Genomic DNA, 2,934 nt, shown 5'->3' on the forward strand with positions numbered 1-2,934 from the left:
ACAAAGTCATCTAACACAGTGGATACCTAAAGAAATAGACTGTATTGATATAAAAGAACATGAAATGAATATTTCGAAAGAAAAAAGTATAAATCCTACAATTGAAGTTAAACCAGATAATTTGGCATATGTAATCTATACATCTGGATCTACAGGAAAACCCAAAGGGGTATTAATTGAACAAAAGAGCTTATGTAATTTTATTATTTCTAGTATTAATTTAACAAAAATGAATGCAGACAGTAAAACTATTCAATTTGCTTCATTATCATTTGATGCTTCAGTATTTGAGATATTTACTAGCCTAGTTTCAGGTGGAACCTTATATGTATGTAGTCAACACGATATTATGCCAGTTGAACCACTTACTCAGTTCTTGCAAAAAAATAAAATTACACATGCACTTTTACCACCTACGGTACTTAATTTGTTAGATGAATCTGTATTTAAAGATTTACAGGTTGTTACTTCTGCGGGATCAGCCTGTAGTGAAAAAGTTGCAAAACGCTGGATGCAAAATCACCTTTTTATTAATGCGTATGGTCCAACAGAAACCACAGTTTATACTGTCGCGGGAATATATAAAGGAGATGGAGCACCTCCTATTGGTCGGCCCATGCCAAATGTAGAGGCATATGTATTAAATAAAGATCATAAGCGTGTCCCTATTGGAACAGTGGGTGAACTTTATATAGGCGGTATCGCATTAGCACGAGGATATTTGAATCAACCTGAATTAACAGAGGCATCATTTATCCCACACCCATTCAAGAATAGTTCAAATGATAGATTATATCGGACAGGTGATTTAGTTAAATATTTACCTGATGGAAATATAGAATATATTGGAAGAGCTGATAAACAAGTTAAGATTAGAGGATTTCGAATTGAGTTAGGTGAAATTGAAACAATCTTAGGAAAACATCCAGACATTAAAGAAGTTACTGTGGTAGCGCAAGAAGATACATTTGGAGATAAAATCTTAGTAGCTTATATTGTAGGTGAAGGAGATATACAAGAGTGGAGAAAACATGTAGAGGTACATCTTCCAAATTATATGGTACCGGCTCATTTTATCAAGATAGAATCATTGCCGTTAACTGTTAATGGGAAGGTAGATAAAAAAGCTTTACCCGTATGGGATTCTATTATACAAACGAACGAGGGATATATAGCACCTCGGAATAGAGTAGAGAAAAAATTGGTAGAAATTTGGTCAGAGGTATTGGGGATTGACTCCTCTGTCATTGGGATAAACGCTAATTTTTTTGAGTTAGGTGGACATTCTCTCTTAGCAACTAAAATAATTTCACGTTTAGGTGTTGATTTTTCAATTCTAATACAAGTACGTGATATATTTGAATACCCTACTATTAAAAGTTTCTCAGAACGTTTAACATTTTTTTTGGGAAAAATGGGGGAAAACGATGTTTTAACACCATTACAATCAGTAAAACGTGAACAATACGAACCATTATCTTTCGCTCAACAACGTTTATGGATAATGGATAAAATTGAAACAAATAGTGCACTTTACAATGTCCCGATTGCATGGCGTTTAAAAGGGAAATGGAACGTTGAGATGTTAAAAAAAGGATATGCTGCAATGATACATCGCCATGAAATTTTACGGACAGTATTTCAAGAAGTTGACGGAAAACCAGTGCAAATTGTTCAAAAAGATATAACAGTTCCCTTATCAGTAATTGATTTATGTTATCTTTCTCCAGAAGATAAAATATCGAAAATGGATAAAATATCGAAAATAGAAGCTGAAAAGCCATTTGATTTAAGCCAAGGGCCTTTATTGCGTGCTCATTTAATAATAATGGACAATGAAGAGTTAGTAATTCTTTGTACCGTCCATCATATTATTTTTGATCGCTGGTCATTAGATACTTTTATTAATGAATGGATGAGTTTTTATCAGGCATTTTTGGAAGACGAAACTGATAAGCTTTCCCCTTTACCTTTTCAGTATATTGATTTTACAAAGTGGCAAAAAAGCTGGTTAACAGAAGACATAATACAAAAACAAATAGCATATTGGAGGAATGAATTACGTGGCTTACTTCCTATATTGGAACTCCCATTTGATTATCCTCGTCCAACAATACAAAGCTATAATGGGGATACGTATCAATTTGTCATACCCAATAAATTGTTAGAAAAAATAAAGGTATTTAATTATAAGGAAGGTGTTACACTATTTGCCACTTTATTAGCAAGTTATCAAGGGTTTCTTTCTCGTTATACAAATCAAAAAGATATTTTAGTAGGCAGCCCGATTGCTAATAGGAATTATCCAGGGGTTGAAGATCTTATTGGATTCTTTGCGAATACTGTAGTCTATCGTGCAGATTGCTCAAATAATATAACATTTAAAGAATTGGTCCAACAGATAAAGAAAAAAATGTTAGATGCACAAGAAAATCAGGACGTTCCTTTTGAAAAAGTTATAGAAGCCATACAACCAGAACGTGATATGAGTTATTCTCCACTATTTCAGACAATGTTTGTTTTTCATAATCAATTAAAAGAGTTACCAAAATTATTAGATCATAGCGTAGAAAAAATGCCTAGACATATGAATGGTGCAAAGTTTGATATAACTATAGCAATGGAAGAGGTACCAACAGGATTACAAGTGGACTTTGAATATAATACAGACTTATTTAAGGTTTCTACAATAAAAAGAATGGCTCAATCTTTTGAAATTTGGCTAGATGAAATTTTACAATTTCCGGAGGAACCTATTGAGAATTTAAGAATAATTACTAGGAAGGAAGAAAAGCAATTATTACATGAATGGACTAACATAGAGGGGAATTATCAAAAAGATGTGGTGATTCAAGAGTTATTTGAACAGCAAGTGATTCAGAATCCGAATTCTGTTGCGTTGGTATATAAAGAACAACAGTTAACTTATAAGGA

General features: G+C 32.9%; 1 protein-coding gene. It reads left to right on the forward strand.

The genetic code is table 11. From position 1 onward, the window contains the following. On the forward strand, positions 1-2,934 hold a 2,934-nt coding region (locus RBB48_RS31490; protein ID WP_306008855.1), incomplete at both ends, for an amino acid adenylation domain-containing protein.

The sequence above is a fragment of the Bacillus sp. MMSF_3353 genome (genome assembly GCF_030733445.1).
Classification (GTDB): domain Bacteria; phylum Bacillota; class Bacilli; order Bacillales; family Bacillaceae_G; genus Bacillus_A; species Bacillus_A wiedmannii.